This window comes from Sphingomonas sp. (assembly GCF_031361285.1).
Taxonomy (GTDB): domain Bacteria; phylum Pseudomonadota; class Alphaproteobacteria; order Sphingomonadales; family Sphingomonadaceae; genus Sphingomicrobium.
This window is the reverse complement of the sequence record NZ_JANMCO010000013.1, coordinates 106,540-125,630: the sequence shown is the minus strand read 5'-3', so window position 1 is coordinate 125,630 and position 19,091 is coordinate 106,540. Positions and strand designations below refer to the sequence as shown.

16 protein-coding genes and 1 tRNA gene are annotated in these 19,091 nt (G+C 63.7%); 12 read left to right on the top strand and 5 right to left on the bottom strand.

Translation table 11 applies throughout. The annotated features are described in order from the left end of the window. Positions 1 to 11 precede the first annotated feature (11 nt). Complete coding sequence (aspS, locus tag RMO25_RS00995; RefSeq protein ID WP_309660726.1) at positions 12 to 1,787, top strand: aspartate--tRNA ligase; 1,776 nt, start codon at positions 12 to 14, stop codon at positions 1,785 to 1,787. Positions 1,788 to 1,789: 2 nt separating this feature from the next. Here the strand turns inward: aspS and greB are convergent, their stop codons facing one another. Then, the gene (greB, locus tag RMO25_RS00990; protein WP_309660725.1) at positions 1,790 to 2,272 is read right to left on the bottom strand and encodes a transcription elongation factor GreB; all 483 of its coding nucleotides are present in this window, start codon (positions 2,270 to 2,272) and stop codon (positions 1,790 to 1,792) included. 12 nt (positions 2,273 to 2,284) lie between these two features. Then, a complete protein-coding gene (locus RMO25_RS00985) occupies positions 2,285 to 4,249 on the bottom strand; it encodes a lytic transglycosylase domain-containing protein (RefSeq protein ID WP_309660724.1) in 1,965 nt (654 codons plus the stop codon). A 91-nt stretch (positions 4,250 to 4,340) separates the two neighbouring features. Here RMO25_RS00985 and dapA point away from each other — a divergent pair, with 91 nt between their 5' ends. The 8 genes from dapA to clpX all read left to right on the top strand — a co-directional run bounded on the left by dapA (position 4,341) and on the right by clpX (position 13,503). After that, complete coding sequence (gene dapA, locus RMO25_RS00980) at positions 4,341 to 5,216, top strand: 4-hydroxy-tetrahydrodipicolinate synthase (RefSeq protein ID WP_309660723.1); 876 nt, start codon at positions 4,341 to 4,343, stop codon at positions 5,214 to 5,216. A gap of 5 nt (positions 5,217 to 5,221) precedes the next feature. Then, the gene (gene smpB / locus RMO25_RS00975) at positions 5,222 to 5,704 is read left to right on the top strand and encodes an SsrA-binding protein SmpB (protein ID WP_309660722.1); all 483 of its coding nucleotides are present in this window, start codon (positions 5,222 to 5,224) and stop codon (positions 5,702 to 5,704) included. Further along, entirely contained in the window at positions 5,697 to 6,260 is a 564-nt protein-coding gene (locus RMO25_RS00970) for a DUF2062 domain-containing protein (protein WP_309660721.1), read from the top strand. The genes smpB and RMO25_RS00970 overlap by 8 nt, the downstream gene beginning before the upstream one ends. Before the next feature lie 141 nt (positions 6,261 to 6,401). Further along, positions 6,402 to 8,468 (top strand): M13-type metalloendopeptidase, encoded by a 2,067-nt coding sequence (locus RMO25_RS00965; protein ID WP_309660802.1) that lies wholly within the window; start codon positions 6,402 to 6,404, stop codon positions 8,466 to 8,468. Further along, the gene (locus RMO25_RS00960) at positions 8,469 to 10,853 is read left to right on the top strand and encodes a response regulator (RefSeq protein ID WP_309660720.1); all 2,385 of its coding nucleotides are present in this window, start codon (positions 8,469 to 8,471) and stop codon (positions 10,851 to 10,853) included. It begins immediately after the preceding gene. 37 nt (positions 10,854 to 10,890) lie between these two features. Next, complete coding sequence (locus tag RMO25_RS00955) at positions 10,891 to 11,247, top strand: response regulator (RefSeq protein ID WP_309660719.1); 357 nt, start codon at positions 10,891 to 10,893, stop codon at positions 11,245 to 11,247. Positions 11,248 to 11,308: 61 nt separating this feature from the next. Beyond that, positions 11,309 to 12,061, top strand: a complete 753-nt coding sequence (locus RMO25_RS00950; protein WP_309660718.1) for an alpha/beta fold hydrolase — start codon at positions 11,309 to 11,311, stop codon at positions 12,059 to 12,061. A gap of 179 nt (positions 12,062 to 12,240) precedes the next feature. Beyond that, on the top strand, positions 12,241 to 13,503 hold the full coding sequence (gene clpX, locus RMO25_RS00945) for an ATP-dependent Clp protease ATP-binding subunit ClpX (RefSeq protein WP_309660717.1): 1,263 nt from the start codon (positions 12,241 to 12,243) through the stop codon (positions 13,501 to 13,503). 13 nt (positions 13,504 to 13,516) lie between these two features. On the opposite strand, the gene RMO25_RS00940 is transcribed toward clpX, so the two are convergent. After that, a complete protein-coding gene (locus RMO25_RS00940) occupies positions 13,517 to 14,809 on the bottom strand; it encodes a L,D-transpeptidase family protein (protein ID WP_309660716.1) in 1,293 nt (430 codons plus the stop codon). 178 nt (positions 14,810 to 14,987) lie between these two features. Between RMO25_RS00940 and lon the strand changes: the two genes are divergently transcribed. The 3 genes from lon (at position 14,988) to RMO25_RS00925 (ending at position 17,900) form a co-directional block, all read left to right on the top strand. Further along, positions 14,988 to 17,387, top strand: a complete 2,400-nt coding sequence (lon, locus tag RMO25_RS00935) for an endopeptidase La (RefSeq protein ID WP_309660715.1) — start codon at positions 14,988 to 14,990, stop codon at positions 17,385 to 17,387. Positions 17,388 to 17,472: 85 nt separating this feature from the next. Then, positions 17,473 to 17,748 (top strand): HU family DNA-binding protein, encoded by a 276-nt coding sequence (locus RMO25_RS00930; protein ID WP_309660714.1) that lies wholly within the window; start codon positions 17,473 to 17,475, stop codon positions 17,746 to 17,748. Positions 17,749 to 17,825: 77 nt separating this feature from the next. Beyond that, positions 17,826 to 17,900 (top strand) — tRNA-Val (locus tag RMO25_RS00925). Here the strand turns inward: RMO25_RS00925 and RMO25_RS00920 are convergent. Both RMO25_RS00920 and RMO25_RS00915 read right to left on the bottom strand, forming a co-directional pair. Next, positions 17,879 to 18,580, bottom strand: a complete 702-nt coding sequence (locus RMO25_RS00920; RefSeq protein ID WP_309660713.1) for an MIP/aquaporin family protein — start codon at positions 18,578 to 18,580, stop codon at positions 17,879 to 17,881. The genes RMO25_RS00925 and RMO25_RS00920 overlap by 22 nt on opposite strands. Continuing rightward, entirely contained in the window at positions 18,570 to 19,082 is a 513-nt protein-coding gene (locus RMO25_RS00915) for an arsenate reductase ArsC (RefSeq protein ID WP_405051812.1), read from the bottom strand. The genes RMO25_RS00920 and RMO25_RS00915 overlap by 11 nt, the downstream gene beginning before the upstream one ends. Between the last annotated feature and the right edge of the window lie 9 nt (positions 19,083 to 19,091).

The window sequence follows — 19,091 nt, the reverse complement described above, 5'->3', positions numbered from 1 at the left end:
CAGCAATCGACATGCATGCCTACCGTACTCATAATTGTGCCGACCTGCGCGCCGCCGACGTCGGTGCGACCGTGCGCCTGTCGGGCTGGATCCATCGCAAGCGCGACCATGGCGGGGTGCTGTTCGTCGATTTGCGCGATCATTATGGCCTGACCCAGATCGTCGCGCGCGCCGGCAGCGAGGCGCTGAAGATCCTCGATTCGCTGCGGGTCGAATCGGTCGTGACGGTGAGCGGCGATGTCGTTGCCCGCGAAGGCGGGGCGGTGAACGCCAAATTGGCCACCGGCGCCATTGAGGTGATTGCGGGCGACGTGATCGTCCAGTCGTCGGCCGCCGAATTGCCGATGCCGGTCGCCGGCGAAGCCGACTACCCCGAGGATATCCGACTCAAATACCGCTATCTCGACCTGCGCCGCGAGCGCCTCCACGCCAATATCCTGCTGCGCTCGAACGTTATTTCGTCGATCCGCCGGCGGATGATCGACCAGGGCTTTACCGAGTTCCAGACCCCGATCCTGACCGCGTCCAGCCCCGAGGGCGCCCGCGACTATCTCGTGCCGAGCCGCATTCACCCGGGCAAATTTTACGCGCTTCCGCAGGCGCCGCAGATGTTCAAGCAATTGATCATGGTCGCCGGCTTCGACCGTTATTTCCAGATCGCGCCCTGCTTCCGCGACGAGGACGCGCGCGCCGACCGCAGCCCCGGCGAATTCTATCAGCTCGATTTCGAGATGAGCTTCGTCACCCAGGACGACGTGTTCGCGGCGATCGAACCGGTGATGTCCGGCGTGTTCGAAGAATTCGCTGATGGCAAAAGCGTCACCCCGGCGGGCGAGTATCCCCGCATCGCGTACAAGGACTCGCTGCTTAAATACGGCAGCGACAAGCCCGATTTGCGCAATCCGTTGCTGATCGCCGACGTCGGCGACCGGTTCCGCGATTCCGGCTTCGGGCTGTTCGCTAAGATCGTCGACGGGGACGGCGTAGTGCGCGCCGTCGCCGCGCCCGGGACCGCGGACAAGAGCCGCAAATTCTTCGACGACATGAACGAATGGGCGCGCGGCGAAGGCTTTGCCGGCCTCGGCTATGCGACCCGCAAGGGCGGCGAATGGGGCGGCCCGATTGCCAAGAACCACGGGACCGAAGGCATGGACGCGCTGGCCGAAGCAATGGGCCTGGGACCCGACGACGGCATCTTCTTTGCCGCCGGCAAGGAAGCCGAAGCGGCCCGGCTCGCCGGTCTCGCCCGCACCCGAGTCGCCGAACAGCTCGACCTGATCGAACAGGGCTCGTTCCGCTTCTGCTGGATCGTCGATTATCCGATGTTCGAATATAATGACGACCAGAAGAAGATAGATTTCAGCCACAACCCGTTTTCGATGCCGCAAGGCGGGCTGGATGCCCTGGAAACGATGGACCCGCTCGACATCCTCGCCTGGCAATATGACATCGTCTGCAATGGCGTTGAATTGAGCTCGGGCGCGATCCGCAACCACCGGCCTGACATCATGTACAAGGCGTTCGAGATCGCCGGCTATTCGCGCGACGAGGTCGACACGAGCTTCCCGGGCATGATCGGCGCGTTCAAATATGGCGCGCCGCCGCACGGCGGATCGGCGCCGGGCATCGACCGCATCGTCATGCTGCTCGCCGGTGAGCCCAATATCCGCGAAGTGGTGCTGTTCCCGATGAACCAGAAAGCCGAGGATCTGATGATGAACGCCCCGGCCCAGGTGATGGACAAGCAACTCAAGGAACTGTCGATCAAGATTGTCGAGCAGGGTTAGCGTCAAGCCCGGTAGCGGATCGCCACCACCGCATAGTTTTTCTCGCCGCCGGGCAGGGTCACAACCCGTTCGTCGCCGACCTTGGCCCCGATCAGCGCCCGGGCGATGGGCGAACTCCAGCCGATGCGCCCATGGCCGGCGTCGGTTTCGTCATCGCCGACGATGGTGACGGTGCGGCGCGCATCTTGCTCGTCGGCAAGTTCTACCGTCGCGCCAAACCGTATCTGATCCGTGTCCTGTATTGCCGGGTCGACGATCTTGGCGGCTTTCATCACCCGCGCGAGGTGCGACAGACGGCGGTCGATCTCGCGCAATCGTTTCTTGCCATAGAGATAGTCGGCATTTTCCGACCGATCGCCAAGCGATGCCGCCCAGGACACAATCTCTACAACCTTGAGCCGTTCTACGCCGAACAGCTCGTCATATTCGGCGCGAATCCGCGCGAATCCTTCTGCAGTGATGAATCGAACGTCCGGCTGGGCCATCGGCCGCGATTATCAGCCGGGGCGGCTCTTGCCGAGGTAGCGCGAGACGTGGAGCGCCGATTGCGGCGCCTGCGACGGCCGCATAGAATCATAAACCACGCTATTTTCGATCACCCGTTGGACATAGCCCTTGGTCTCGGCGAACGGGATCGCTTCGATCCAGCGGACGACGTCGGTGCCGCTGCGCGGATCGCCATAGGCGTTGATCCATTTGCGAACGTTGCCGGAACCGGCGTTGTAACTCGCCACCGCCAGCGGAACACTGCCGCCCCAGGTGTTGAGCAAACGAGAGAAATAGGCCGATCCGAGCATGACGTTATAAGCGGGGTCGCTGGTCAGCCGAGAACCATCATAGTCCAGGCCCATTTTGCCGGCCTGCTCGCGCGCGGTGCCGGGCATCAGCTGCATCATGCCGCGGGCGCCGGCGTTGCTGACCGCACTGCGATCGAACGAGCTTTCCTGGCGAGTGATGCCATGGGTCAGCGACCAATATTGCCCGCCCGGAACGCCGGTCGCCAGCATCGGATAGGCTTGGCGGACAAAGTAAGCGGAACCGCTGTTGCGCGCGGCGCGAGCGACCCACACCGGCAAGTCCTGGCGGTCGAGCTGCTGCCCCAGTTCGAGCGCCAGAGCCCGTTCGCCGTCGGTCTTGAGCGATTCGGCGAGCGCCCGGACGAACAAAGCCTGCTCGTCGCGGCGGCCCTGCTGGCCAAGCAGGCGTGTCGCTCGGGCCAACCGATTGTTGTTGAACAGAATGCGCTGACCTTCGGTTATGGCCGGCGCAACGGTCGGCGGCGCGGTTACGGATCGGCCCAGCCGCTCAAGCGCGAGCTGGCCATAGAATAGCTCCGGATAGACCGCGGCGTTCTGGAAATAGAGGGCGGCATCGGCTGGCCGGCCAGCGGCGAGGGCAGCGCGCCCGGACCAATACAGCCCCTTCGAATTTACCTGGAGCGAGCGCCCGCCGCGCGAGTAGCGCTGGAACAGGCCGATGGCATCCGACGGCCGGCCGATCGCATCCAAAGCCGCCGACCCCGCGAGCCAGGTCAGCGAGGTGTAGTCGTCGCGAACGCCAAGCGGTTGCGCACTGATGTCGGCGCCAGTCGGGAAGCTATCATCGACCTGCCGCGCGATATCGTAGGCGGTGCGCCACTGCCGCTGCGAAGCGGCGCTGGTCGCGAGCAATAGCATCATCTCGTACAGGCGCTCGGGATCGGCCGGGCGATAAGTGAAGCTATGCGGCCTGGCGAACAACTGCTCCGCGGCCGTCTCGTTGTTGGCGTCGCGCAGATAGCGGGCACGGTCCATCATCAAGCCGGCGTCGCTGGTCACCGTCGCCATCAGCGGCTGGTACCGCGTTTCCGCATCGACGGCGTTGGTCTGCAAGGCGACCCGCGCGGCGAACGCTGCGGCGCGGTTCGGACTGACCAAGGCCAGGAAGCGATAGGCATCGTTCGGCTTCTTGGCGAACAGCAACGCATCGGCGCGGCGGTCATGGTCGGCTCGGGTAAAGCTTGATCCAAATTGCGCGTAAACCGCCGGCTCGTCGGTCGCGCTAAGGTCGTCCGATGCCCACGCTTCCCTGGCAGCATTGAGCGCTTCGGCCTGACGGCCATTGGCGCTCAGTGCCTCGGCGAGGCGGGCGAAGCCGCCACCGGTGGTCGGTTGTTTGGTTTGGAAGAAGGCCAGGACCGTCCCGGCATTTTCCCCCGGCCGCATCGCTTTTTCGGCATATTTGCGCAGCGTCGCGTCGCCCGGCCAGCCTGGGTTGGCGTTGAGGAAACGCGCATAATCGCCGAAGCTGTAGCCATTGCTTTGCCGCAGCCGGCGCCAATCGGCGAGCGCATAGGCGATGTCGTTGCTGACCTGCGGATAAGCCGCGGGAAAAGCGGGCTGGTAGCTTGGCTGCGTCGGCGCCTGCGCGGAACCCGACGTCGCCAGGACCAGCACGGTGAGAAGATATGCGGCGCGCCTCATGCTGGACATCCTGCAGTATCGGTCCTTATCAGCCGGTGAACGAAGCCTCGTCCCACTATAGCCGGGAACAGAGCGGAAAGGACTTAAGTTCATGTTTTTTGGGTCCATACCGGCACTTGTGACCCCTTTTGTTCGCGGGCGTGTCGCCGAAGACACATTCCGCGAGCTGGTCGAGTGGCAAATCACCGAAGGCAGCAGTGCGCTGGTGCCGTGCGGGACGACCGGCGAAGTCGCGACGCTGACCAGCGACGAACACCGCCGAGTAATTGAACTGTGCGTCGAACAGGCGCGGGGCCGCGTGCCGGTGATTGCCGGTTGCGGAAGCTATTCCACCGCCCAGTCGATCGAGCGGATGGCGGCCGCGTCAGCTGCCGGGGCGGCGGCGGCGCTGGTCGTCGTGCCTTATTACAACAAGCCCAGCCAGGCCGGCATCGCCGCCCATTTCCGCGCGCTGGCCGAGGCTTCGGACTTGCCGATCATCGTCTACAATGTGCCGTCGCGCACTGTCGCCGACATCTCGGTCGAGACCCTTGCCGATGTCGCCCACTTGCCGACCGTCGTCGGAGTGAAGGATGCCAGCGGCAACCTCGCCCGGGTGACCGCCCAGCGGCTCGCCTGCGGCAAGGAATTTTGCCAGCTCAGCGGCAATGACGACACGGCGCTGGGGTTCAACGCGATGGGTGGGGTCGGGTGCATTTCGGTCACCGCCAATGTTGCTCCGAAGCTATGTGCCGAGTTCCAGGAAGCGATGCGTGAGGGCCGCTGGAACGAGGCGCTGGAGCTCCAGGATCGTCTCTATCCGCTGCACGCGGCTTTGTTCAGCGACGCGTCGCCGGGGCCGGCAAAATATGCGCTGACTCGGGTTCGGCCGGGTTTCCCGATCGAGCTGCGCTTGCCGCTGACCGAGCCATCGGAGGCCTCGCGGGCCGCCATCGACGCGGCGCTCGCTCACGCCGGACTTATCTGAACGGCATGGGCAAGCCGCTCCCGCCGCCGTTCGACAAGCAGAAGGTCGTCGCCGAGAACCGGCGGGCGCGGTACGATTATTTCGTCGAGGATCGGCTGGAGGCCGGCATCGAGCTGACCGGGACCGAGGTCAAATCGCTGCGCGGTGGCGAAGGCTCGATTGCCGAAAGCTATGCTGCGGTCGAAGCCAAGGAATTGTGGCTGATCAACAGTCACATCCCCGAATACAGCCATGGCAATCGGATGAACCACCAGCCGCGGCGACCGCGCAAACTGTTGCTCAAGGGTCGTGAGATCGCCAAATTGCAAGGTGCGGTGACCCGCCAGGGATTAACGCTGGTGCCGTTGTCGCTCTATTTCAACGCCAGCGGCCGGGCCAAGGTTGAGCTGGCGGTCGCCCGAGGCAAGAAGATGCACGACAAGCGCGACACCGAAAAAGAGCGCGACTGGAAGCGCGAGCAGGGACGGTTGCTGCGCAATAATGGCTGACGACGAAACCTTGCTCGGCAGCCGCTGGCTTCGCCATCATATCCCGACCCGCGAAACGGTGCAGCAAAATCGCATCCTGCGGCCGTTCGCCCGGCATTTGAGCGACCCCGCTCTGTGGCGCCTGACCCGCCGCTCGGTGCCGCGGGCGGTGGCGTTGGGGCTGGGGGTGGGTGTCATCATCCCCATCATGCACGTGTTGATCGCGGCGCTCCTCGCAATTCCACTCCGGGCCAACGTTGCCATCGCGGCGGCGTGCACTTTAGTCATCAATCCGCTGACCATCCCGCCATTGTATTATGCCGCCTATCGCATCGGGTCGTGGGAGCTGCATCACAATGGCGCGGTCATCAATCACGGCGCCGCCGAGCAAGTGTCCGGCGAATTGAGCCGCGTCCTGTTCTGGATCCACCACGCATCCGGCCCCATCGCGCTCGGGGTGGTGACGATCGCGCTTGGGGCGGCGGTCATCGGCTATGGCATCACGGCCATCCTGTGGCGGCGCTGGCTGTCCAGCAAATGGCGGGCCCGGCGCCACGCGCGACGCGCTGCGAAGTAGCCAGGCCGGCGGTCATTGGTCGGTGAGAGAGGCTCGCTTGTCGGATGGCACTGGCCGGCGGCATGGAGTTCGCGGCAGATCGGCTGAGTTTTAACGTGAGGCTGGGCGCCGTGGCGCTCGTCGCGGTTGGAGGACATGAACATGGTTAGAATGATGGTCGTGCTGGCGGCTGGGACCGTGCTTGCGGGATGTGCCACTCAGGCGGTTCCCCCGGCCGAAATCACGCCGCCGGTGGCCGAGGCCGCTCCGGTCCCGGTTGAGCCAGCGCCAAAGGCCGAATACGGCACCTTCGGGTTCGACACCGCGGGCATGAACTCGGCCGTGCTGCCCGGTGACAATTTCTACCAATTTGCCAATGGCACCTGGGAAAAGCAGACGCCGATCCCCGCCGACAAGTCCAACTACGGCGCCTTCAACGTGCTCGACGATTTGTCGCGCGAGCGCACCCGTGGTCTGATCGAGCAATCGGCGAAGGAACCGAACAGCCGCATCGGGGCCGCTTTTGCGAGTTTCCTGGACACAGCGGCGATCGAAGCCAAGGGCCTGGCGCCGCTACGGCCGTGGCTGGCGACCATCAACGGATTGAAATCGCGCTCGCAATTGGCGTCGCTTTACGCGCAGGCTCGAACCAATGGCGTCGGCATTCCGTTCGCTTTGGGAACCGCCCAGGATGCCAAGGATTCGGAGCATTACGCGCTGCACATGTTCCAGTCCGGCCTCGGCATGCCCGACCGTGACTATTATCTATCGGCCGATCCCAAGTTGGCCGACGCCAAAGCCAAATATATTCAGCATCTGACCACCATGCTGACGCTGGCCGGCGAAACCAATGCGGCGGCGCGGGCGAAGGCGATTGTCAGCTTCGAGACCGCCATCGCCAAAGCGAGCTGGACCCGCATCGAGAGCCGCAACGCCACCAAAACGTACAACAAAATGACGGTCGCCCAGCTGGCCAAGGCCGCGCCGGGCTTCGATTTTGCCGGGCTGTTCAAGGACATGGGCGTGTCGATCACTGATCTCGTGGTTGCCCAACCGAGCGCGATCAAGGGCATTGCTGGCCTGATCTCCAGAGCGCCGCTGGGCGTCGTGCGCGACCAATTGCTGGTCCGTTCGCTCGATTCCTATGCGGCCTATCTGCCGGTGGCCTTCGACAATGAGAATTTTGCTTTCTACGGCACCGTCCTGTCGGGCACGCCGGAGCAGCAAGTGCGGTGGAAACGCGGGGTCGATTTCACCGTCGGGGCGCTGGGCGACGACGTCAGCAAACTCTACGTCGCACGCTACTTCCCGCCCGAGACCAAGGCCGCGGCCGACGAGCTGGTCCATAACGTCATCGCGGCGATGGATCGGCGCATCGATCGCCTCGACTGGATGACCGCGCAGACCAAGGTCAAGGCGCACGCCAAGCTGGCCGCATTTACGCCGAAGATTGGCTATCCGAGCCAATGGCGCGACATGAGCGGGCTCGAGATCGTGCCTGGCGACGCGCTTGGTAATGCGATGCGTTCGGCCCGGTTCGAAGATGCCTACGACCTCGGCCATCTCGGCGGACCGATCCGGCGTTGGGAGTGGGGCATCACGCCCATGACGATCAACGCCTATGCCAATCCGCGGTTGGTCGAAATCGTCTTTCCGGCGGCAATCCTGCAGCCTCCCTTCTTCGACCCGAACGCTGACGCGGCGATCAACTACGGGGGGATCGGAGCGGTCATCGGCCATGAAATGAGCCATCATTTCGACGACCAGGGCTCGAAATTCGACCAGACCGGCCAGCTCAGCGATTGGTGGACCGCCGCCGACGTTGCCGCCTTCAATGCCCGGTTGGAGAAACTCGGTGCCCAGTTTGACGCTTACGAGCCGCTGCCTGGCATGCATTTGCAAGGCAAGTTGACAATGGGCGAAAATGTCGCCGACCTCGCGGGCCTGAACGTCGCCCACGATGCGTATATCGCTTCGCTCGCCGGCAAGGATTCGCCCGTGATCGACGGCACGACGGGCGATCAGCGCTTCTATTTCGGCTGGGCACAGGTCTGGCGCCGTAGCTATCGCGAGGCGAATTTGCGCCAACGGCTGCTGACCGATCCGCATTCGCCATCCGAGCAGCGAACGGCGACAGTGCGCAACCTTGATCCGTGGTACGATGCCTTCAAGGTCCAGCCCGGCCAGAAGCTTTACCTTGCCCCTGCCGACCGGGTACGCATCTGGTAGATGCTCCATCAGGACCTGCCCGCGCTCGACTCGACGCCGCTTGACAGTGTTTCGCGCTGGCTGTTGCCAGTGCTCGTCGGCGGGGCAGCACTAACCGGGGCGGTATTGGCGTGGTTGCTCGCCTATCCGATGGTGGCGGGCTTGCTTGGGTTGGCGGGCCTGGTCGCGGCGCTGGCGGCCGTTTTCCTGGACAAAAAGCCGCAACCGCCGGCCGTCGACGGGATTGGCCTGTCGCGCGATTTTTCGATCCTCGGTTCGGCGCTGGGGCTGACGACTGAGCCGGCGGCGCTCACCGACGGCGACGGCACGATGCTGATCGCCAACAGCGCTTATCGCGACCGGTTCGGCGGCGCCGGCTCGCCGCTTTCGCTCGGCAATGACGAGGATTCCGGGCAATCACTGCAGCTGGTCAAGACGATGGCCTGGCGCGATGGTGGCGGCTGCGCGGCAGGCATTGGCACTGCTTCCGGGCCGACCGCGGTCGAGGTCGAGCGGGTCGGATCGAGCGGCGATCTTTTGCTGTGGCGATTCCCCCAGCTCGGCGCTCCAGATCCCACGCAGGCGGCCGCCAAGCGCCTGGCCGGGCCGGTCGGCGATCGGCTGGGCGCGGCGGGCCTATTGGCGGCGCTGGTCGATGCCGACGGGATGTTGCTGGCCGCCAATCGCACGTTTGCCGCTCGCGCCGTGCCGCTGAATCAGGCAACGGAAAAGTTGCGGTTCACCGACCTCGTCGAGTTTTCCAGCGAGGGGCAGGCACGGCTGGTCAATGATGGCGAATCCGCCCGGCCGATGCAGGCGGTTCATATCCCGGTCGATCCGCGCGAGGATCAGGGCGCCGCGACCTTCCTGCTGGTCGATGCCCACGACAAAGGTTCGCTGGACAGTGCCGATCTTCAGGCGTTGCTCGAAATCTTGCCAATCGGCCTGGCGCTCGTCGACCGTGACGGCCGTTTCCTGACCATGAACCGCGCGTTCCGGGTCGCCGCCGGCATCAAGGGAACGGCGATGCCGAGCTATCCTGGCGACCTGGTGGTCAAGGAAGACAAAGCGCCGGTCGCCAATGCCGTCCGCCGCAATGCCCGGGGCCCAGCGATGTCGGGCGATCTCGCCATCCGGCTGGCGCGCCAAAACACCGATCCGGTGGCCCTGACGGTCGCCGGGGTGCGCGGCCTGGGCGATGCCGCCGTGCTGCTATTGCTCAAGGACAATAGCGAGGAAGCCAAGCTCAAGCGGCAGATTGCGCAGGCGACCAAAATGCAGGTTGTCGGCCAGCTCGCCGGCGGTGTCGCGCACGATTTCAACAACATCCTGACCGCGATCATCGGCCATTGCGACCTGATGCTGATGCGCCATACGCCGGGCGACAGCGATTATGACGACATCCAGCAGATCAAGTCGAATTCGAACCGCGCGGCGGGCCTGACGCGGCAGCTGCTGGCCTTTTCGCGCCAACAAACCTTGCGCCCGCAGGTGCTCCAGCTGCCCGACGTCGTGTCGGAAGTGTCCCATTTGCTCAAACGCCTGTTGGGCGAGACGGTGAAGCTGGTCGTCAAGCACGGCCGCGACCTGGGGCCGGTGCGGGCGGACCCTGGCCAGCTTGAGCAAGTCATCGTCAATTTGGCGGTCAATGCGCGTGACGCCATGGCTGCGGAAGGCGGCGGGACGCTGACCATCCAGACCTACGCCGTGCGCGCCGACCAGGTGGCCGAGCTGGGCTCCGAGATTCTCCCCATTGCCGACTATAGTGCGCTGTCGGTGACCGATACAGGGTCGGGAATTGCCGCCAACGTCCTGGGCAAGGTGTTCGAGCCGTTCTTCACCACCAAGGAGATCGGCAAGGGCACCGGGCTCGGGCTGTCGACCGTCTATGGCATCGTCAAACAGTCGGGCGGCTTCATCTTCGCCGATTCGAAGGTCGGCGAGGGGACCCGCTTCGTGATCTATCTGCCGGTCCACCGCGAAGAGGCGGGCGCGGCCAAGCCTCGCAAGGTGGCCAAGCCCAAGGAACATGAATTGTGGGGAACTGGCACCATTTTGCTGGTCGAGGACGAGCCGATGGTCCGCGGCGTCGCCGAGCGCGCGCTTTCCCGCCATGGCTACACCGTCATCACCGCCGACAACGGCGAAGAAGCGCTCGAAGTGCTGGCCCGCGGCGAGGAAATCGTGCTGCTGATCAGCGATGTGGTGATGCCGGTAATGGACGGGCCGACGATGGGGCGCGAAGCCCGCAAGTCCCGTCCCGACCTCAAAATTCTCTTCATGTCGGGCTATGCCGAGGAACAATTGCGCAACTCAATCGACATCGACAATGTCGCCTTTCTGCCCAAACCCTTTTCAGTTCAGGAACTTGCCGAGGCAACCCGGCGGGCGATCGCCGCCAAATAAACGTTGCGCTTGCGGGCCGGTTGATTATCGGAGGCTGATGCCGACGCCGCGCAGCATCCTGATTGTCGAAGACGAGCCGCTGATCGCGATGATGCTCGAGGACTTTCTTGAATCCCTCGGGCACTCGATTGCGGCCAGCTGCGACAGTGTCGATTCCGCGATGGTCGAAGTCGAAAAGGGCGGGTTCGACCTTGCTATTCTCGACGTCAATTTGAAGGGCCGGAATGTGTGGCCGGTCGCCAGCCGCCTGCGCGAACAAGGCGTCCCGTTCGTCATCGCCAGCGGTGGCCATGTCGACCCGCCGCCGGCCGAATTCGCTTCGGTGCCGCTGATCGAGAAGCCCTATACCGTTGATCGGGTGACGCCGGCGATCAATGCCGCCTTCGCCGGTTAGACCGCAGCTGCTGACGATTCTGGTTGCAGCTGTTGTCCATCTCGCCGCGGTCGTATTCCTGATGTTTGAATTCCAGAACCATATGATGTTTCCGACGCATGCCGTGGCGTCGCCGGGCCCGCTGCCGTCGGGCGCGACACGACATAGTATTCCGGCGTCAGGCGGTGACACGCTGCATGGCGTGCATATCGCGCCGTCGTCGCCGCCCGGTCCGGGCAAGCGCGTCTTGATCCTCGGCTTTGGCGGCAATGCGTGGAATGCCGAAGATGCCGCATCTTACCTGCACAAAGTCTATCCATCGGCGGACATCATCGCCTTCCACTATCGCGGCTACCGCCCGTCGACCGGGACTCCGTCGGCCGAGGCACTGATCGAAGATGCGCCTTTGGTGTTTGATTTCGCGGTGTCCACCGTGCATCCGGACCAGACCATCGCGGTCGGTTTCAGCATCGGCAGCGGGGTGGCGGCGAGCCTGGCCAGCCAGCGCCCGGTCGACGGGCTAATCCTGGTCACGCCGTTCGATTCGCTCAAGGCCGTGGCCAGCGATCTGTATCCATTGCTGCCGGTTGCGGCGTTTTTTCATGATGACATGGCAGCCGCGACCGCGCTCAAGCATAGCAAGGTGCCGACCGCGATCATCGCCGCCGCGCATGATGAGATTGTTCCGCGGCGCCGCACCGACGGCTTGCGCGCTTCCGTTGGCAAGCTCGTATTCGACCAGACCATCGCGCGGGCCGGCCATAATGACATCTACGCCCGGTCCGCATTCCAGCAGGCGATGGACGATGCGCTGGGGGCGGTCAGCAAGGGTTAGCGAGCGCGGCCGGGCCACCCCCCTTGCCGCCGCGCCACACTCCATCCATATTCTTGAAACATAAGGATCAATCGGACCACCGGCGGTCGTTAAGACTCCCGAGAGTTTGACTGTGCAATAAAGCGGGCTAGCATGACGCTCGACAACAAGGGCGTCCAAGGCCGGACGATAGGACTGGAATGACCAAGCTTACAGGCGGCGACAGCAAGAGCACGCTCTATTGCTCGTTCTGCGGCAAGTCGCAGCATGAGGTGAGGAAACTCATCGCCGGGCCAACCGTGTTCATCTGCGATGAATGCGTCGAACTGTGCAACGACATCATCCGCGAGGAGACCAAGTCGTCGCTGGTCAGGACCCGCGACGGGGTGCCGCCGCCCAAGGATATTTACGCAACGCTCGACGATTATGTCATCGGCCAGGCGCGCGCCAAGCGGGTTCTATCGGTCGCGGTACACAATCATTATAAACGGCTCGCCAACAGCCAGAAAGCCGGCGATGTCGAGCTGGCCAAGTCCAACATCCTGCTGATCGGCCCGACGGGCTGCGGCAAGACCCTGCTTGCCCAGACCCTGGCCCGGACTTTCGACGTGCCGTTCACCATGGCCGACGCGACGACGCTGACCGAGGCCGGTTATGTCGGCGAGGACGTCGAGAACATCATTTTGAAGCTGCTCCAGGCGTCCGACTATAATGTCGAAAAAGCCCAGCGCGGCATCGTCTACATCGATGAAATCGACAAAATCAGCCGCAAGTCGGACAATCCATCGATCACCCGCGATGTCTCGGGCGAGGGCGTCCAGCAGGCGCTGCTCAAGCTGATGGAAGGCACCACGGCTTCGGTCCCGCCGCAGGGCGGCCGCAAGCATCCGCAGCAGGAATTCCTGCAGGTTGACACCACCAATATCCTGTTCATCTGCGGCGGCGCGTTTGCCGGCCTGGAAAAGATCATCGCCGACCGCCTGCAGGGCAAGTCGATCGGTTTCGGCGCGCATGTCGCCGCCCCCGAAGACCGCAAGACCGGCGAAGTGCTGCAGCATTGCGAGCCCGAGGATCTGCTCAAGTTCGGCCTAATCCCCGAATTCATCGGCCGCCTGCCGGTGATCGCGACCTTGATGGACCTCGACGAGGAAGCGCTGGTCAAGATTTTGATCGAGCCCAAAAACGCCCTCGTCAAACAATATCAGAAGCTGTTCGACATGGAGGATGTCGAACTCGCTTTCTCCGACGACGCGCTGCATTCGGTCGCTTGCAAAGCGATCGGCCGCAAGACCGGCGCCCGCGGGTTGCGCTCAATCCTCGAGGGCATATTGCTCGATACGATGTTCGACCTGCCGTCGATGGACGGGGTTGGCGAGGTCCATATCGATCGCGACGTCGTCGAAGGCCGCAAGGAGCCGGTCCGGGTCTACGCCAAGAAAGGCAAAGCCGGCGACGCCGCTTGACGCCTAACCGCGCTTAATTTCCCGCTACCGCCGCCAAGTCGCGCTCGCCGAAGTAGCGGGCGATGACCGCCGGATCGCGCCGATAGGGATCGAGCCGGAACGCGATGCCCTGCGGCGTTGCGGCCACCGTCAAATAGGTCACATAGACAGGTACCGGGTCGGGCAGGTCGACCCGGTCGGGCCGGTCGGGATCGTGGGGCTGGGGCAGGCCGCCGATCAGCCAGGCGCCGAGCCGCGGCGCATCTTCCAGCCGGATACAGCCGTTGCTGACCCACCGGTTATCGTCGGCGAACAGCTCCTTGTGCGGCGTATCGTGAAGATAGATGCCGAAGTCGTTGGGCATCATATATTTGACCTTGCCCATGGAGTTGGCCGGCCCGGGCAGCTGGCGCACGCGGATGATCTTGCGGCCATCGGCGGCGGCCTGCCAGTCGACCGTCGACGGGTCGAGCGCGGTGGCTTCGTCGCTCCAGTCGTTGAGGACTTCGTAGCGGCGGTCTTTCAAATAGGTGACCCCCTGCTTGATCACATTGGGCGCGATCAGCTTGATGACCAGCTCCGGCGGGACATTCCAATAAGGATTGACGCTGGCGTAGCGCAGCTGCGCGGCCATCATCGGCGTCGCCGTCTCCTCCTTGCCGACGATCACCTTCATGCTGTCGACGGGTCTGCCGTTCTCGTACATGTAGAGCCGGGCGGCGCCGACATCGACGAGGATGTAGCGATGGGTTTCGGTCGCCAGCGGCAAGCGCCGGGCGCGCTCGAGATTGACGATAATCAGCCGCTCATAATAGTTGGCGCCGAGGTTGAGCGAGGCGATGGTGCCGCCGCCCGCGATGCCGTCGGCCTTGAGGGCATGCGCCTGCTGATATTCCTTGACGACATTGGCCAGCGCGGGGTCGAAGCCGTTGCCCGGCGGCAGGCCAAGGCGGTCGCGCAACATGCTGGCGCGCTCGTCTTGCGACCCGGGTTTAAGCGTCGGCCCGGCTGGAATCTTGAGCTGGGGAAGGTCGCCCCAGCGCTGCTGGTAGCGCACCAGCCCGCGGCGCAAATCGGTATAAATCGGGTTGACTGGCAGGAATAAATCATATGGCGCGCCGGCCCATTCCTCGAAGGAAATCTGGTGCAAGGCGACGTCGTTTTCGCGCAGCTTCGGCGCGATTTCGGGGTCGATATAGATCATGTCCACGCCCTGCTCGACACTCGGCGGCAAGTCGATCGGCTCGATCGGCTGCTCGCGCTGGGCCAGCGCCGATCCCGAGACGCCAAGAGCGGCGACGGCAAGCAACACGCGAAAGCGTTTCATGGGACCCTGTGTCATGCCGGAATGCTTAGCATGCAAACCTGAACGGTAGCAGAATCAGTGATTAATTCGCCGTCCGGCGACTTGTCGCATATACAATGTGTTCCAAACGCGAGCGAACTCTGGGGATTGTTCTGGCGGATTTGTTGCGCCCGGCAGACCCGCCGCCCATATAGATCGCATGACACGCATGCTCCCCATTCTCCCGCTCCGCGATATCGTTGTCTTCCCGCAGCGGATTGTCCCGTTGTTCGTCGGCCGCGAGAAATCCGTGGCCGCGCTCGAAGCGGCGATGGCGACCGACAAGGAATTGTTCCTGGTCGCCCAGCTCGACCCGGGCGAGGACGATCCCGACCGCGACGCGCTGTACGACCTCGGCGTCGTGGCGACCGCGATGCAGCTGTTGAAGCTGCCCGACGGCACCGTGCGGGTGCTGGTCGAAGGGTTGCGGCGCGCCAAGCTGGTCGATCTGGTGCCGCGGGATGGTTATATGACAGCCGAGGTCGAGGACGTTGAAGAGCAGCCTGCCGAGGGTCCCGAATCGCAGGCGCTGATGCGCTCGGTCATCGACCAGTTCGAAAATTACGCCAAATTGAACAAGCGGCTGCCGCCCGAAACCGGGATTCAGCTGGCCGAAATCGAAAATCCGTCGGTGCTCGCCGACGCGGTCGCGTCCAACCTGTCGTTCAAGGTCGCCGACAAGCAGGCGCTGCTGAGCGAATTGAACCCGGTGCGGCGGATGGAAATGGTGTTCGCCTTTATGGAAGGCGAACTGGGCGTCCTCCAGGTCGAGAAGAAAATCCGCAGCCGGGTCAAGCGCCAGATGGAGAAGACCCAGCGCGAATATTATTTGAACGAGCAGTTGAAGGCGATTCAGCGCGAGCTTGGCAATGAGAGCGAGGAAGGCGGCGACGAACTCGTCGATCTGGCCGCCAAGATCCGCAAGACCCGTCTGTCCAAGGAAGCGCGTATCCGGGCCACGTCAGAGCTCAAGAAGTTGAAGGCGATGGCGCCGATGTCGGCCGAAGCCACCGTCGCCCGCAATTATCTCGACGTCTTGCTCGGCCTGCCGTGGGGCAAGAAATCGCGCATCAAGAAAGACATCGCCGAGGCCCAGGGGATTCTCGACGAGGACCATTACGGGCTGGAGAAGGTCAAGGACCGGATCGTCGAATATCTCGCGGTCCAGGCCCGCACCAACAAGTTGAAAGGGCCGATCCTGTGCCTGGTCGGGGCGCCGGGCGTCGGCAAGACGTCGCTCGGCCGCTCGATCGCGCGCGCCACGGGCCGCGAATTCGTCCGCCAGTCGCTGGGCGGCGTGCGCGACGAAGCCGAGATCCGCGGCCACCGCCGCACCTACATCGGCTCGTTGCCGGGCAAGGTTATCGCCAACCTCAAGAAGGCCGGGACCTCCAACCCGTTGTTCCTGCTCGATGAGATCGACAAGCTTGGCACCGATTTCCGCGGCGACCCAGCGGCGGCACTGCTCGAAGTGCTCGACCCCGAACAGAATTCGAAGTTCCAGGACCATTATCTCGAGATCGATTATGATCTGTCGGACGTGATGTTCGTGACGACCGCCAACTCGCTCGACATTCCGCAAGCGTTGCTCGACCGGATGGAAGTCATCCGCCTCGAAGGCTACACCGAGGATGAGAAGGTCGAGATCGCCAAGCGCCACCTGATCCCCAAGCAGATGGAAGCGCACGGCCTCAAGCCCGAAGAGCTCCAATATAGCGACGGCGCCTTGCGCGGGATCATGCGGCACTACACCCGCGAGGCCGGCGTCCGCACGCTCGAGCGCGAACTGGCCAAAGTGGCGCGCAAGTCGCTTCGCCAGATCCTTGAGGGCAAGGTCACGTCGGTTGCGCTGACCGAGGACAATCTCGGCGATTTCCTTGGGGTCATTCGCTACCGCTATGGCGTCGGCGAGGAAGAGGATCAGATCGGCGCGGTCACCGGACTGGCGTGGACCGAAGTCGGCGGCGAGCTGCTGACCATTGAAGCGGTGACCGTCCCCGGCAAGGGCCTGGTCAAGACCACTGGCAAGCTTGGCGAAGTGATGCAGGAATCGATCCAGGCGGCGATGAGCTTCGTCAAGGCGCGCTCGCCCAGTTATGGCGTCAAGCCGTCGATCTTCGCTCGCAAGGACATCCACGTCCATTTGCCCGAAGGCGCGGTGCCCAAGGATGGCCCGTCCGCAGGCGTCGGCATGGTCACGGCGATGATTTCAACACTGACCGGCATTGCTGTTCGCCGTGATGTGGCGATGACTGGCGAAGTGACGCTGCGCGGCCGGGTCTTGCCGATTGGCGGCCTGAAGGAAAAGCTGCTCGCGGCGCTGCGTGGCGGCATCACCACCGTGCTGATCCCGGCCGAGAATGAAAAGGATTTGGCCGAGATTCCGGCCTCCTTGAAGGAAGTGCTGAAAATCATTCCGGTCAGTCACGTTGACGAAGTTTTGGCCTTGGCTCTGACCGAACCGATGCGGCCGATCGAGTGGACCGACGCGGATGAGCATGCCGCCGAGCCTCCGGCGCCCCCTGCCGTGCCCGAATCCGGGACACCGATTCGCCACTAGCCTTTGACTTCGTCGCCGAGTCTTGCCTTAAAGACATTGGTCGGGCGCGTGCGAGTCTCACCAGTGTCCGGGGAGCAGCGAGCGTATGAACAAGCAGGAACTTATCGGTCACGTCGCGGATCGCGCGGGACTTAACCGCAATGATGCCGTGCGCGCGGTGGAAACCATGCTCGAAGTGATCACGTCGGCCCTGAAACGCGGCGATGAAGTGCGGCTGGTCGGTTTCGGCAATTTCACGGTCACGCGGCGCAAGCCGTCGACGGGCCGCAACCCGCGCACCGGCGAGCCCATCCAGATCAAGGCCAGCTCGCAGCCCAAGTTCCGCCCCGGCAAAGGGCTCAAGGACGCTGTCCAGTCGTAAACCGACGCTGATGTAGACAGCAGGCGAGGGCGGCTTTATGCGCCCCGTTCCGGCGTTAAATCTTTGGTCGGGAGCGTGGGCGCGTAGCTCAGTGGTAGAGCACTGTGTTCACACCGCAGGGGTCGCAAGTTCAATCCTTGCCGCGCCCACCACGCTCCGTCGTCGATCCATCGAACAAAGTTTTTGCCACCAGCGCAGCGCAGGCGGCGCCAAACAGCTGCGCGGCGATGAACAAGGGCACGTCGTGCGGCGCAATTCCGGCGAAGGTATTGGACAGGCTACGCACGATCGTGATCGCGGGGTTGGCAAAGCTGGTCGATGACGTGAACCAATAGGCTGCGGTGATGTACAGCGCGACGCTGGCCGCCACCGCCTGGGGCCGGAAGCGGACAGTGCCGAGGATGGTCAGGATCAGGCCGAAAGTTGCAATCGCTTCGCCAAGCCATTGGCCGCCGCCGGTGCGGGCTTTGACCGACAGCTGCAGCAACGGCAGCTCGAACATCCAATGCGCGGCCCAGGCGCCCAATATCCCGCACGCCAGCTGCATCGCGATATAGGCTGTCGCGTCCCGCCAGCTCAGCTCGCCCCGGGAAGCGGCGACCAGCGACACCGCCGGGTTCATGTGCGCGCCCGAGATCGGCCCGAGCATCGTGATCAGCACGAACAGCATCGCGCCAGTCGCCATGGTGTTGCCAAGCAGCGCGATCGCATCGTTCCCGGATGCCAGCTTTGCGGCCATGATGCCCGAGCCAATGACGGTCGCGAACAGGAAGAACGCGCCAAGCCCTTCCGCCGCAAGACGGCGCCCAAGCGGCGGTTGGTCAGGCTGCATTCTGGCCTTGGTCCGCGGTGTTTCCGATTTCGCGCAAGCGATGTTGCAGGCTCATTTCATCGATGCTGTCGAGGGGCAGAGCGAGGAACAGACCGATGCGGCGTTTAAGCGCGTGGAGCGCGGCCATAAATGCGCGCTCCTGGCTTTCACCTTCGACCGCGGCCGGGTCCTCAATGCCCCAGTGGGCGCTCATCGGCTGGCCCGGCCAAACCGGGCACACTTCGCCGGCGGCATTGTCACAGACGGTGAACACGAAATCGAGCGGCGGCGCTCCTGGCGCTGCAAACTCGCTCCAGTCCTTCGATCGATAGCCCTGGGTTGGGAGGCCGCCCTCGGCGAGGGCCGCCAACGCCATCGGGTGCACTTGACCCTTCGGATGACTACCGGCGGAGAAAGCGCGAAAGCGGCCTCCTCCGTCCTTGTTGAGAATGGCCTCGGCGAGGATTGAGCGCGCCGAGTTGCCGGTGCACAGAAAGAGGACGTTATAGACGCGGTCGCTCATGATACCTCC

Excerpts from the sequence above, each read along its gene's own strand:
- RMO25_RS00960 (WP_309660720.1), top strand. The coding sequence starts at position 8,469 with ATGCTCCATCAGGACCTGCCCGCGCTCGACTCGACGCCGCTTGACAGT.
- greB (WP_309660725.1), bottom strand. The coding sequence starts at position 2,272 with ATGGCCCAGCCGGACGTTCGATTCATCACTGCAGAAGGATTCGCGCGG.
- RMO25_RS00915 (WP_405051812.1), bottom strand. The coding sequence starts at position 19,082 with ATGAGCGACCGCGTCTATAACGTCCTCTTTCTGTGCACCGGCAACTCG.
- RMO25_RS00965 (WP_309660802.1), top strand. The coding sequence starts at position 6,402 with ATGGTTAGAATGATGGTCGTGCTGGCGGCTGGGACCGTGCTTGCGGGA.
- aspS (WP_309660726.1), top strand. The coding sequence starts at position 12 with ATGCATGCCTACCGTACTCATAATTGTGCCGACCTGCGCGCCGCCGAC.
- smpB (WP_309660722.1), top strand. The coding sequence starts at position 5,222 with ATGGGCAAGCCGCTCCCGCCGCCGTTCGACAAGCAGAAGGTCGTCGCC.
- RMO25_RS00970 (WP_309660721.1), top strand. The coding sequence starts at position 5,697 with ATGGCTGACGACGAAACCTTGCTCGGCAGCCGCTGGCTTCGCCATCAT.
- RMO25_RS00930 (WP_309660714.1), top strand. The coding sequence starts at position 17,473 with ATGAACAAGCAGGAACTTATCGGTCACGTCGCGGATCGCGCGGGACTT.
- RMO25_RS00920 (WP_309660713.1), bottom strand. The coding sequence starts at position 18,580 with ATGCAGCCTGACCAACCGCCGCTTGGGCGCCGTCTTGCGGCGGAAGGG.
- dapA (WP_309660723.1), top strand. The coding sequence starts at position 4,341 with ATGTTTTTTGGGTCCATACCGGCACTTGTGACCCCTTTTGTTCGCGGG.
- RMO25_RS00985 (WP_309660724.1), bottom strand. The coding sequence starts at position 4,249 with ATGAGGCGCGCCGCATATCTTCTCACCGTGCTGGTCCTGGCGACGTCG.
- RMO25_RS00955 (WP_309660719.1), top strand. The coding sequence starts at position 10,891 with ATGCCGACGCCGCGCAGCATCCTGATTGTCGAAGACGAGCCGCTGATC.
- lon (WP_309660715.1), top strand. The coding sequence starts at position 14,988 with ATGACACGCATGCTCCCCATTCTCCCGCTCCGCGATATCGTTGTCTTC.
- RMO25_RS00940 (WP_309660716.1), bottom strand. The coding sequence starts at position 14,809 with ATGAAACGCTTTCGCGTGTTGCTTGCCGTCGCCGCTCTTGGCGTCTCG.
- clpX (WP_309660717.1), top strand. The coding sequence starts at position 12,241 with ATGACCAAGCTTACAGGCGGCGACAGCAAGAGCACGCTCTATTGCTCG.
- RMO25_RS00950 (WP_309660718.1), top strand. The coding sequence starts at position 11,309 with ATGTTTGAATTCCAGAACCATATGATGTTTCCGACGCATGCCGTGGCG.